Consider the following 12,234-nt stretch of genomic DNA (forward strand, 5'->3'; position numbering starts at 1 on the left):
TCTAAGCTTTCAAAACTTTCAGAAGCAGTAGTGGTGGAGCCAAACGGGATCGAACCGTTGACCTCCTGCGTGCAAGGCAGGCGCTCTCCCAGCTGAGCTATGGCCCCGTATTTCTACAGGCGTTTCCCACACAAAATTGGTGGGTCTGGGCAGATTCGAACTGCCGACCTCACCCTTATCAGGGGTGCGCTCTAACCAACTGAGCTACAGACCCAATTTCGGGCTGCTTCTTATCGTCTTCTTCAATGAATCAAGCAATTCGTGTGGGAGCTTATGGAGCAGCTGATGTCGTCGATTAAGGAGGTGATCCAGCCGCAGGTTCCCCTACGGCTACCTTGTTACGACTTCACCCCAGTCATGAATCACACCGTGGTAACCGTCCTCCCGAAGGTTAGACTAGCTACTTCTGGTGCAACCCACTCCCATGGTGTGACGGGCGGTGTGTACAAGGCCCGGGAACGTATTCACCGCGACATTCTGATTCGCGATTACTAGCGATTCCGACTTCACGCAGTCGAGTTGCAGACTGCGATCCGGACTACGATCGGTTTTATGGGATTAGCTCCACCTCGCGGCTTGGCAACCCTCTGTACCGACCATTGTAGCACGTGTGTAGCCCAGGCCGTAAGGGCCATGATGACTTGACGTCATCCCCACCTTCCTCCGGTTTGTCACCGGCAGTCTCCTTAGAGTGCCCACCATTATGTGCTGGTAACTAAGGACAAGGGTTGCGCTCGTTACGGGACTTAACCCAACATCTCACGACACGAGCTGACGACAGCCATGCAGCACCTGTCTCAATGTTCCCGAAGGCACCAATCTATCTCTAGAAAGTTCATTGGATGTCAAGGCCTGGTAAGGTTCTTCGCGTTGCTTCGAATTAAACCACATGCTCCACCGCTTGTGCGGGCCCCCGTCAATTCATTTGAGTTTTAACCTTGCGGCCGTACTCCCCAGGCGGTCAACTTAATGCGTTAGCTGCGCCACTAAAAGCTCAAGGCTTCCAACGGCTAGTTGACATCGTTTACGGCGTGGACTACCAGGGTATCTAATCCTGTTTGCTCCCCACGCTTTCGCACCTCAGTGTCAGTATTAGTCCAGGTGGTCGCCTTCGCCACTGGTGTTCCTTCCTATATCTACGCATTTCACCGCTACACAGGAAATTCCACCACCCTCTACCATACTCTAGTCAGTCAGTTTTGAATGCAGTTCCCAGGTTGAGCCCGGGGATTTCACATCCAACTTAACAAACCACCTACGCGCGCTTTACGCCCAGTAATTCCGATTAACGCTTGCACCCTCTGTATTACCGCGGCTGCTGGCACAGAGTTAGCCGGTGCTTATTCTGTCGGTAACGTCAAAACAGTTACGTATTAGGCAACTGCCCTTCCTCCCAACTTAAAGTGCTTTACAATCCGAAGACCTTCTTCACACACGCGGCATGGCTGGATCAGGCTTTCGCCCATTGTCCAATATTCCCCACTGCTGCCTCCCGTAGGAGTCTGGACCGTGTCTCAGTTCCAGTGTGACTGATCATCCTCTCAGACCAGTTACGGATCGTCGCCTTGGTGAGCCATTACCCCACCAACTAGCTAATCCGACCTAGGCTCATCTGATAGCGCAAGGCCCGAAGGTCCCCTGCTTTCTCCCGTAGGACGTATGCGGTATTAGCGTCCGTTTCCGAACGTTATCCCCCACTACCAGGCAGATTCCTAGGCATTACTCACCCGTCCGCCGCTCTCAAGAGAAGCAAGCTTCTCTCTACCGCTCGACTTGCATGTGTTAGGCCTGCCGCCAGCGTTCAATCTGAGCCATGATCAAACTCTTCAGTTCAAACATCTTTGGGTTTTTAAGAAACCCTAAACTTGGCTCAGCAATCGTTGGTTACATCTTTGATTTCTCGCGGAGTAACTTGCGATGCTGATAATCTTGTTGACTATCAGTCTGACTCCACAAGCACCCACACGAATTGCTTGATTCAGTTGTTAAAGAGCGGTTGGTTAAGATCTTTCGTCTCAACCGAGGCGCGCATTCTACAGCAGCCTCATTTGCTGTCAAGTGATTATTTTCAGAAGTTTTCGAAGAATTCTTCAACAACTTCAACCACTTGCGCTTCCGATCTCTCGTTAGCGGGAGGCGAATTCTACAGCGTTACACGCTGCTGTCAACACCTCTTTTTCTCCGCTTTCGACCGAGATGATCGAAACGTTAATAGAGCCAAACAACACCGCCCCACCAACTCCTTCTGGGCTTCGATGAACTGAAGCAACTCGCTGTCGAATTCTGCGTAACTACTTGTTTACCAAGGAGTTTTCCGTTTCGACTGCGCCGGAAGTGGGGCGAATTATAGACTTCCAGAATCTGCCGTCAACCCTTAATTACGTTTTTGTTGCAGAAAGTGGTTTTTTCGCAATAAGCCGTGGGATTCGTCGCATCACAGGCGGTATCCGCAGCACCAGGAGCAACGCACCTATAGAAGCGTAGAGAGCCCATTCCTTCAGATCTGCTCGCACGATCCACAGCATATGCAGCAAGCCGAGCCCAAGAATCACATACACCAGGCGATGCAGCTTCTTCCAACGACTTCCCAAACGACGCTGGCTGTAACGATTCGACGTCACCGCCAAAACCAACAGCAACAGGAAGCCCAGCGCCCCCACTATAATGTAGGGCCGCTTGCGCAACTCCACACCCAACTGCGACCAGTCCAACCCCAGCACAAACACACAGTACGCAGCCAGGTGCAGCACTACATAGGCAAAGCACCACAAACCCAGTTGGCGGCGTACCGCTATCCACCCCGCCCAACCACTAAGCTTCTGCAGCGGTGTCATTGCCAGGGTGATCAGCAGCAGAATCAATGTACCGAGCCCCAACCGATCTACCAGCACCTTGCCTGGATCGGGCCCGAGGGCAGAACCCCACGCCTCATAGAGCCAGAACAGCGGCCATATCGCCGCTGCTATGAAGACGCTCATGCGCCAGATCGGGTAACGCATCAGTAATTCTTCCGCAGGTCTAGGTCGGTATAAAGAGACGCCACCTCATCCGAGTAACCATTGAACATCTGCGTCTCACGCACATTAGGACTAAACAAGCCACTGGGCAGACGCCGCTCACGGGCCTGAGTCCATCGAGGGTGATCAACCGTCGGGTTTACGTTTGCATAGAAGCCATACTCATTGGCAGCAATGCTCTGCCAAGTGGTTTTCGGCTGTTCGCTCACGAGACTGATCCGCACAATGGACTTCACACTCTTGAAGCCATACTTCCACGGCACCACCAGGCGCAGGGGCGCACCATTCTGATTAGGCAATTCGCGCCCATACATCCCCACCGCCAGGATCGCCAGAGGGTTCATCGCCTCATCAAGACGCAACCCCTCCACATAAGGCCAGTCGATCAAGCCAAAACTCGAACGCTGCCCCGGCATGCTCTTTGGATCCTGGAGGGTTTCAAAACGGATGTACTTGGCTTTGGAGGTCGGTTCAACCTGCTTGAGCAACGCTGAAATCGGAAAACCGATCCAGGGAATCACCATGGACCACGCCTCGACGCAGCGCAGGCGGTAGATCCGCTCTTCCAACTGATAAGGCTCCATGAAGTCTTCCAGGGCGTAACGGCCTGGCTTGGCAACCTCGCCATCGATGACAACGCTCCAGGGTTCGGTCTTGAGTGAACCGGCATTCGCTGCCGGATCACCCTTGTCGGTACCGAACTCATAGAAGTTGTTGTAGTGCGTGGCGTCCTTGAAGGGCGTGATCGCCTCGCCCTTCACCGTGACTGCCTGCCATTGGGTGCCCGGCAGCTTGTCGGCAAACCAGCTCGGCGCCCTGCCCGCCTCGACATCGGCATAACGCGAAGCGTCTTCAGCGCTGGCCCAACGCGGCAAAGTGCTGGCTACCATGCCGGCAAGCGCACCACCGAGCAAAGCACGACGAGAGAGATAGAAGGATTCAGGAGTGACGTCGGACTCGTGGCAATCGGACGCTTTAGGCAATTTGATTAACATGGCAACTCCGCAGCATTGGAGAACTGATGTACCAGTAGACTGCGGAGTATGGGGGAAATTACATTAAGGCAACGTTTTGTCGCGGCGCAGATGCAGCAGATACTGAACCGGCCCCGACGCAGCGTAAACCAGGAAGGCCAGCAACAGAATGCGCGGCGGATCACTGAACACCACGGCGAATACCAGCACCACTGCCAGGATCGCTACAAAAGGCACACGCCCCTTCAAGTCCAGCTCCTTGAAGCTGTTGTATTTGATGTTGCTGACCATCAGCATGCCGGCCGCGGCCACCATCAAGGCCACCAGGAACGACATTTTCGAACCCTGGATGCCGTAATCACTGAACGCCCAGACGATACCCGCCACCACACCGGCGGCAGCAGGGCTGGCCAAACCGATGAAGTAACGCTTGTCGGCAGTTCCCACCTGGGTGTTGAAGCGCGCCAGACGCAGAGCGGCCCCGGCGACATAGATGAAGGCAACCATCCAGCCGACCTTACCCATATCACCCAGCGCCCAGGCAAATGCCAGCAACGCAGGGGCGACGCCGAACGCGACCATGTCCGACAGCGAGTCGTACTCGGCACCGAAGGCACTTTGCGTGTTGGTCATGCGTGCCACGCGCCCATCCAGGCCATCGAGCACCATGGCGACGAAGATTGCGATGGCAGCAAAACCGAAGTACTTGCTGGCGCTCGCCGCATCACCCGCCGCCAGCGCGCTTTGGGCGCTCATGGAATTGATGATGGAATAGAATCCGGCAAACAGGTTCGCCGTGGTGAACAGGTTGGGCAGAAGATAGATGCCACGATGCCGGACCTTGCGACCTTCCGCGTCATGCCCTTCTTCGACATGCTCATCGATCGGCAGCAGGCTTTCGGCTTCAGAAGCCTGGCTTGGCTCTTCGGGACGTTCGCTCATGGACTTTACCTTGCAACGGTGTGAAAAAAATACGACCAATACTTGCGGCGAGTGTTCGCCCGCAAACGATGCAGCTTTATACCAGAACAAGCCCCCAAACGAAAAAACGCGGCCTAAGCCGCGTTTTTCCTTGATGCGTACGACTTAGTTCTTGGCTTTGTCGACGATCTTGTTGGCACCGATCCACGGCATCATGGAGCGCAGTTGCTCGCCGATGACTTCGATACCGTGAGCGGCGTTGTTACGACGCTTGGCGGTCATCGAAGGGTAGCCGGTAGCGCCTTCGCTGATGAACATTTTGGCGTATTCGCCGTCCTGAATACGTTTCAGGGCGTTGCGCATAGCCTGGCGGGACTCGGCGTTGATCACTTCCGGACCAGTCACGTACTCGCCGTATTCGGCGTTGTTGGAGATCGAGTAGTTCATGTTGGCGATACCGCCTTCGTACATGAGGTCAACGATCAGCTTCAGTTCGTGCAGGCATTCGAAGTAGGCCATTTCCGGCGCGTAGCCCGCTTCAACCAGGGTTTCGAAACCGGCTTTCACCAGTTCAACGGTACCGCCGCACAATACGGCTTGTTCGCCGAACAGGTCGGTTTCAGTCTCGTCCTTGAAGGTGGTTTCGATGATGCCGGTACGGCCGCCACCGACGCCAGCAGCGTAGGACAGCGCCACGTTCTTGGCATTGCCCGATGCGTCCTGGTAGATCGCGATCAGGTCAGGGATACCGCCGCCCTTGACGAACTCGGAACGCACGGTGTGGCCCGGCGCTTTTGGCGCGATCATGATCACGTCAAGGTCAGCGCGTGGCACGACTTGGTTGTAGTGGATCGCGAAGCCGTGGGAGAAGGCCAGGGTAGCGCCCTTCTTGATGTTCGGCTCGATTTCGTTCTTGTACAGCGCGGACTGGAACTCGTCCGGGGTCAGGATCATGACCAGGTCGGCAGCAGCAACGGCGGAAGCAACGTCAGTCACTTTCAGGCCGTGGGCCTCAGCCTTGGCAACAGTGGCCGAGCCTTTGCGCAGGCCGACGGTCACGTCAACGCCGGAGTCTTTCAGGTTGCAAGCTTGCGCGTGACCTTGGGAGCCGTAGCCGATGATGGCGACTTTCTTGCCCTGGATGATCGACAGGTCACAATCTTTATCGTAATAAACTTTCATGAGGTTCCTCTATATATCCAGGCCGTAAGGCCATTCGCTAATTTGGGTTAGATGCTGAGTACTTTGTCGCCACGGGCAATCCCGGTGACACCACTGCGTACGGTTTCCAGAATCGAGGCCGTCCCGATCGACTGGATGAAGCTGTCCAGCTTGTCGCTTGTACCGGTCAGTTGAACGGTATAAACGCTGGCGCTCACATCAACGATCTGCCCGCGATAAATGTCGGTAGTCCGTTTGATCTCGGCACGTTGGGCACCCGTGGCCTTGACTTTAACCAGCATCAGCTCGCGCTCGATGTGGGCACTTTCCGACAGGTCGACCAGCTTGACCACTTCGATCAGCTTGTTGAGGTTCTTGGTGATCTGCTCGATCACCTCATCGTGGCCAACAGTCGTCAACGTCAGGCGCGACAGGGTCGGGTCTTCGGTCGGGGCCACGGTCAGGCTTTCGATGTTGTAGTTACGTTGCGAAAACAGGCCGACAACACGAGACAGAGCGCCGGGTTCGTTCTCCAGAAGCAGGGAGATAATGTGCCGCATGATTAAGTACGCTCCGTCTTGTTCAGCCACATGTCGCGCATAGAGCCGTCTTTGATCTGCATCGGGTAGACGTGCTCGCTGGTATCCACCTGAATATCGATGAACACCAGGCGGTCCTTCATGGCGAACGCCTCTTCCATCTTCGGCTTCAGATCTTTCAAATCGGTGATGCGAATGCCGACGTGGCCATAGGCTTCAACCAATTTGACGAAATCTGGCAGCGACTCCATGTAGGAATGGGAGTGACGGCTGTTGTAGCTCATGTCCTGCCATTGACGAACCATGCCCAGCACGCCGTTGTTCAAGCAGACGATCTTCACCGGAAGGCCGTACTGCAGGCATGTCGACAACTCCTGGATGTTCATCTGGATGCTGCCCTCACCGGTGACGCATGCGACGTCGGTGTCGGGGAAGCTCAGCTTCACACCCATGGCCGCAGGGAAACCAAAGCCCATCGTGCCCAGGCCACCGGAGTTGATCCAGCGGTTCGGCTTGTCGAACTTGTAGTACTGCGCGGCGAACATCTGGTGCTGGCCCACGTCGGAGGTCACAAAGGCATCGCCCTTGGTCACTTCGCACAGGGTCTCGATCACGGTTTGTGGCTTGATGATGCTGCCGTCGCCCTTGTCATAAGGGAAAAGGCCGCGATCACCGCGCCATTCGTCGATCTGCTTCCACCAGCTGGCAACGGATTCCTTGTTCGGCGTCTCGCCAATGTCCTTGAGTGCGGCGACCATTTCGGTCAATACGCTTTCAACAGGACCTACGATCGGCACGTCGGCCTTGATGGTCTTGGAAATAGACGCCGGGTCGATGTCGATATGGATGATCTTGGCATTCGGGCAGAATTTGCTCGCGCCGTTGATCACTCGGTCATCGAAACGCGCGCCCACCGCCAGGATCACGTCGGCGTGGTGCATCGCCAGGTTGGCGGTGTAGCTGCCGTGCATGCCGAGCATGCCGACGAACTGACGGTCCGAACCCGGAAAGGCACCGAGGCCCATCAAGGTATTGGTCACTGGCAGGTTGAGCAGCTTGGCCAGTTCGGTCAAAGGCGCAGAACCGCCGCCCAGAATCACGCCACCGCCGGAGTACAACACTGGACGCTTGGCCGCCAGGAGCATTTCTGCCGCCTTGCGAATTTGCCCCGAGTGCCCACGGACGGCCGGGCTGTAGGAACGCAGCTTGGCTTTCTTCGGGAAGATGTATTCGAATTTTTCCGCTGGGTTGGTCATGTCTTTCGGGATATCGACCACCACGGGGCCCGGACGACCGGACTGCGCGAGGTAGAAGGCCTTTTTCATGACTTCCGGGATTTCCGACGCATGCTTGATCATGAAGCTGTGTTTCACGATCGGCCGGGAGATACCGATCATGTCGGTTTCCTGGAATGCATCGGTGCCGACCATGGTGCTCGCCACCTGGCCGGAAATGATCACCATCGGGATGGAGTCCATATACGCAGTCGCGATGCCGGTAATGGCATTGGTCGCGCCAGGGCCGGACGTCACCAGTACCACGCCGGCTTTACCGGTGGCACGGGCGTAACCGTCAGCCATATGGGTCGCGGCCTGTTCGTGGCGAACCAGGATGTGGGTAACAGCCGGTTCCTTGAACAGTGCGTCGTAGACATGCAGCAGAGCACCGCCTGGGTACCCGTAGATATAGTCGACGCCTTCGTCACGCAAAAAGCGGACGAGCATCTCACCGCCAGATAAAAGCTCCACGTTGTTCACCTCTAAAACGCCAGAATACCGTCCGTTAAAAACCGACGGGTCTTAATAGGTTTACTTCTCAACAGAGCATGAGCGACGGTGGTCGCCGACTACGTCAGCACTGACTGAGCAAGTATTGGGATCGTCCCAAGTGTTGCGGGCTTTTCCCACCCAGCGCGAGGTAACGCGTTGCGGGTGTTACAGGTCGGCGCGGATATGCGCCTCATGATCTGCTGAGCGGGCCTGCTTCTGGCAGTCCCGATACAGCGGACTTTGGATTCTTCTGTTTCAGGCCCTTCAAGTCAAGCAATAATTGCGCTTTTTTCCAACTAAGCGCATGAGAACGTAGAAGAAAGGGCTCTGAGGAGGGATAAAACTCGCCTGAATGTCGTCAAGCGGTAGAAATGTGCGCAAGACTGCCGGAAAACCCGGCAGTCAGGCAATTAACGAGCGTCGACGATCAATTGGTCGAACTTTTTCAGCGCATTGCGCAAGCCGAGGCTTTGCAGCGGACGGTCGGCGTAGACCATCTCGGCCATTTCCAGGATGCCCGAGGCATTGGGCAGCGGCAGATCCTGTTCGAGGATCTGCTTCATGCGCACCAGAAATATCCATTGCAGCCACTGGTGAAAATCCAGGGTGTCCACCGAAAACGGCTCGACGGAGCTGAGCGCTTCGATGCTGGGGGGCACGTCGTCCCACCAGCCTTGCACGCGCAACTCTCGTTCAATCAGCAATAGCTGTTCGGCAATTGCGGGAAACCGTGCATCCATCAGAGGCTGACCTTGGCTTTCTGGCGCGCCTGGGCAGCACCGGCAGCGTCGCCTTGTGCCGCACGTGCGTCGCCAATCAGTGCCCACAGGCTGGCTTGAAGGTCAGGACGACCATTGGCCAGGGTCAGGCCACGACGGGCGAACTGCTCGGCCTGCGGTGCATCGCCCTGGGCCATCCGTACCTGGGCCAGGCGATACAAGACTTGCGGCTCACGCGGTGCCACTCGCTGGGCACGCTCCAGACTCGACGATGCACCATTGAGGTCACCACCTGCCTGCTGTTGCTGTGCCGTGGTCAACAGGGCCAGCACCGGGCCGTCCAATTGCTCGTCAGCCGACAAGCCACCGCCACTGGAGGACGACGGAATGCCACTCGGCGTCGATGGCATGTTGTAGGTGCCCTGGTTGACCGGGGCCGTCTGAATCGGCGCGGTATCGATCGGGCCGGTGTTGCTCGCCCCTGGGGTCCACGGCTCGGCGCTGATTGGCGCCGATGTCGCGGCACCACCGCCTGGCACCATCACGACCACGCCCGAATCCTGCGGCATGGCTTGTGGCTTGGCTTGGGCGGGACGATTGGTCACGGTCTGGCGGAAACCGCCATTGGCCGAGATCCGGTCGTTATTGGACACGGCAGTGCTCGAATCCACCACGGGAATGGAGCCGCGCTGCACGCTGGAGCAACCACTGAGCAAAGCCAGGGCTGTAATAGCTGGAATCCACCACTTGTTCACTTGAAACCCTCTTTGCTTAATTCATCCAGCCCTTGACCCAATCCATCACCGACTCCGCATCAGCAGGGGCACTGCCACCGCATGCGGCGCCGGGTGGCGGTTCGCTGCCGCGAATATACGGCATCTGCACCGCGCCCGGACAGTTGGCATCGGAGCCCTGGCCAGTGTGCGGATCAATCCAGGCCTGCACGATGTTATCTGGCTGCGGCATGTTCAACGGCAGCGGGTCAGCCTTGCGCATGAAGCTGGTCCAGACCTGCAGCGCACCGGTAGCGCCGGTAAACGGCGTCTTGCCGTTATCGTCGCGTCCCAGCCACACCACCGCTAGCACGTCCTGGCCAAACCCTGCGAACCAGCTGTCACGCGAGTCATTACTGGTACCGGTCTTGCCTGCCAACGTCAGGTTCGCCGGCAGCACGCTGTAGACCGAACGTCCGGTACCTTCGCGCATCACGCGCTGCATGGCATTCTGGATCAGGTAGATGGAGCCGGCATCGAATCGCTGCTGGATCTGGAACGGGTAGCGTTTGAGCGGCTCGCCCTCAGCGGTCAGCACGCTGCGGATCCCGCGCATGGGGGTATTGAAACCACCATTGGCGAGGGTCTGGTACATGGTCGCGACTTCCATCGGCGTCATCGCGCCAGCGCCCAGCAGGATCGACGGGAACGCCGGGAACTCACGATTGACACCCAGCCGCGCTATCGTCTTGAGGACATTCGGCACGCCGACCTCAAGGCCCAGCCGCGAGGTGGAAATGTTGTAGGAATGTGCAATGCCCTGGTAGAGGAACACCGTCCCGTGGGAGCGACGATCAAAGTTCTGCGGCGTCCACACCTGGCCATCGCCCCCTTTGACCGACAGCGGATCATCCGACAGCCAACTGGTCAGCGTGTACTTGCTCGGCTTTTCCAACGCGGTCAGGTAAACGGCAGGCTTGACCAGCGAACCGATGGGGCGCACCGCATCCAGCGCGCGGTTGAACCCCGCAAAACTGGCTTGGCGACTGCCGATCATGGCCTGTACTTCACCGGTTTCCGGGTTGGTCACGACCATGGCCGCTTCCACTTCATCGGAACCTTTGCGGCCTGTCAGGCGCTTGAAGGTGTCATTGACCGACGCTTCGGCCTTCATCTGCAGGATCGGGTCGAAACTGGTAAAGATCCGCAGGCCTTCTTCGGTCAAGTCTTCATCGCGGTAGTCTTCACGTAGCTGGCGCTTGACCAGGTCGATAAAGCCCGGGAAGGAGCTGTCCGCCAGCTTGCCACGGGTGGTGACACCCAACGGCATCTTCTTCGCTGCAGCCACTTGTTCAGCCGTGGCAACGCCCTGCTGTTCAAGCACGTCGAGCACGAGGTTACGACGTTCCAGCGCTCGCTCCGGGTTGCGGCGAGGGTTGTAGTAGGAAGGCCCCTTGACCATGCCCACCAGCAACGCGACCTGGTGCAGCTTCAGTTCGGACAGCGGCTGGCCGAAGAAAAACTGACTGGCCAAGCCGAAACCGTGCACTGCGCGTTGGCCGTCCTGGCCGACGAATACCTCGTTGAGGTACGCCTCGAGGATTTCCTGCTTGCTGTAGTGCAGCTCAAGCAGCATCGCCATCATGGCTTCGGTGAGCTTACGGGTCAGGCTGCGTTCGTTGGTGAGGTAGAAGTTCTTGACCAATTGTTGCGTCAGCGTACTGCCGCCCTGGGTCATCTTGCCGCCGGAGGTGTTCACCCAGACCGCACGGGCGATCGACTTCGGCGAGACGCCCCAGTGGTGGTAAAAATCGCGGTCTTCAACGGCGACCAGGGTTTCCAGCAGGTAAGGCGGCACCTGATCAAGCTTGATCAGGATGCGATCTTCGAGGTTTTTCGGGTAGATGCCGCCGATCATCAGCGGCTCGAGGCGCACCACCGGCAGCTTCGAGCCGTTGAGGGACGACAGCTCGGCGACGTAATCGCCAGAAAAGCGCACGCGCACAGGCTGGGCTTTTTCCAGGCCCTCGTAGAACTGGAAGCCACGGGTATTGAGGTCGACAGTGTTACCACTGACGGCCGCCGCACCCGGGCCGTTGCTCACGGGTTCGCGGCGATAGCCCAAGGCATCGAGCTCGGTAAGGAAGTCATCCTTGCTCAGCTTCTGGCCGGTGAACAACTCCAACGGACGGGCGTACACCTTGGCAGGAATGGTCCAGCGCTTGCCGGAGAATTTCTCTTGCACCACGGCGTCGAGATACACCGCAAAGCCGGCGAGCACCACAAGGCCTACCAGGCCGAGTTTGAGCGCCCAGCCCAGCCAGGGGCGCAGGCCGCGGGAAGGAGGTTTTTTACGGGAACGGGGAGATCGGGTTCGAGTCATGGCGGCGGATTATACGCACTTTATTGACGATCAACATG

At 57.4% G+C, this 12,234-nt stretch carries 9 protein-coding genes, 2 tRNA genes and 1 rRNA gene; all 12 read right to left on the minus strand.

Translation table 11 applies throughout. From position 1 onward, the window contains the following. Positions 1 to 31: 31 nt before the first annotated feature. The 12 genes from ATH90_RS24215 to mrcB all read right to left on the minus strand — a co-directional run bounded on the left by ATH90_RS24215 (position 32) and on the right by mrcB (position 12,196). Positions 32 to 107 (minus strand) — tRNA-Ala (locus ATH90_RS24215). A 30-nt stretch (positions 108 to 137) separates the two neighbouring features. After that, positions 138 to 214: transfer RNA gene (locus tag ATH90_RS24220), tRNA-Ile, on the minus strand. Between the two features lie 82 nt (positions 215 to 296). After that, positions 297 to 1,833 (minus strand): 16S ribosomal RNA (locus ATH90_RS24225). A gap of 545 nt (positions 1,834 to 2,378) precedes the next feature. After that, positions 2,379 to 2,999: a protein-methionine-sulfoxide reductase heme-binding subunit MsrQ gene (msrQ, locus tag ATH90_RS24235; RefSeq protein WP_034107009.1), complete on the minus strand. Its 621-nt coding sequence runs from the start codon at positions 2,997 to 2,999 to the stop codon at positions 2,379 to 2,381. Continuing rightward, on the minus strand, positions 2,999 to 4,012 hold the full coding sequence (gene msrP, locus ATH90_RS24240; protein WP_098467374.1) for a protein-methionine-sulfoxide reductase catalytic subunit MsrP: 1,014 nt from the start codon (positions 4,010 to 4,012) through the stop codon (positions 2,999 to 3,001). The genes msrQ and msrP overlap by 1 nt, the downstream gene beginning before the upstream one ends. Positions 4,013 to 4,075: 63 nt before the next feature. Continuing rightward, the gene (gene pssA, locus ATH90_RS24245; RefSeq protein ID WP_034107013.1) at positions 4,076 to 4,933 is read right to left on the minus strand and encodes a CDP-diacylglycerol--serine O-phosphatidyltransferase; all 858 of its coding nucleotides are present in this window, start codon (positions 4,931 to 4,933) and stop codon (positions 4,076 to 4,078) included. A 144-nt stretch (positions 4,934 to 5,077) separates the two neighbouring features. Further along, a complete protein-coding gene (ilvC, locus tag ATH90_RS24250; protein WP_003176099.1) occupies positions 5,078 to 6,094 on the minus strand; it encodes a ketol-acid reductoisomerase in 1,017 nt (338 codons plus the stop codon). Between the two features lie 47 nt (positions 6,095 to 6,141). Continuing rightward, a complete protein-coding gene (gene ilvN / locus ATH90_RS24255; RefSeq protein WP_003176102.1) occupies positions 6,142 to 6,633 on the minus strand; it encodes an acetolactate synthase small subunit in 492 nt (163 codons plus the stop codon). A 2-nt stretch (positions 6,634 to 6,635) separates the two neighbouring features. After that, complete coding sequence (locus ATH90_RS24260) at positions 6,636 to 8,360, minus strand: acetolactate synthase 3 large subunit (protein WP_034108444.1); 1,725 nt, start codon at positions 8,358 to 8,360, stop codon at positions 6,636 to 6,638. Between the two features lie 431 nt (positions 8,361 to 8,791). After that, positions 8,792 to 9,121 carry a YqcC family protein gene (locus ATH90_RS24265; protein ID WP_034107015.1) on the minus strand — a complete coding sequence of 110 codons (330 nt, stop codon included), beginning with the start codon at positions 9,119 to 9,121 and terminating at the stop codon, positions 8,792 to 8,794. Next, positions 9,121 to 9,855 carry a tetratricopeptide repeat protein gene (locus tag ATH90_RS24270; RefSeq protein WP_098467375.1) on the minus strand — a complete coding sequence of 245 codons (735 nt, stop codon included), beginning with the start codon at positions 9,853 to 9,855 and terminating at the stop codon, positions 9,121 to 9,123. Before ATH90_RS24270 ends, ATH90_RS24265 begins: the two co-directional genes overlap by 1 nt. Positions 9,856 to 9,871: 16 nt before the next feature. Then, positions 9,872 to 12,196 carry a penicillin-binding protein 1B gene (gene mrcB / locus ATH90_RS24275; protein WP_034107019.1) on the minus strand — a complete coding sequence of 775 codons (2,325 nt, stop codon included), beginning with the start codon at positions 12,194 to 12,196 and terminating at the stop codon, positions 9,872 to 9,874. Between the last annotated feature and the right edge of the window lie 38 nt (positions 12,197 to 12,234).

It is taken from the genome of Pseudomonas lurida (assembly GCF_002563895.1).
GTDB lineage: Bacteria > Pseudomonadota > Gammaproteobacteria > Pseudomonadales > Pseudomonadaceae > Aquipseudomonas > Aquipseudomonas lurida.